General features: G+C 49.3%; 1 pseudogene. It reads left to right on the forward strand.

The features are described 5' to 3' along the window. Positions 1-286: pseudogene (locus tag SB775_RS28800) on the forward strand (ATP-dependent DNA helicase PcrA); the annotation flags it as partial.

Raw genomic sequence — 286 nt, forward strand, 5'->3', positions numbered from 1 at the left:
CGAGTTTGATGCAGATGACCGATTACTTGAGTGTAACCGAGCTGGTGGAGGAAGTATTGAAGCGCTCTGGCTATCGCGAATCGCTCAAAGAAGAAAAAACATTGGAAGCACAGGCAAGACTGGAGAATATCGAGGAGTTTCTGTCCGTTACGCAGGAGTTCGAGCGTAAAAACGAAGACAAGAGCTTGCTTGCTTTCCTGACCGATTTGGCCCTTGTAGCAGACATCGATTCACTCGGTGACGACAAAGCGCAGGAAGAAGTATCGGCTGAGGGTCAGGTCGTTCT

Source organism: Peribacillus sp. SIMBA_075, assembly GCF_046534585.1.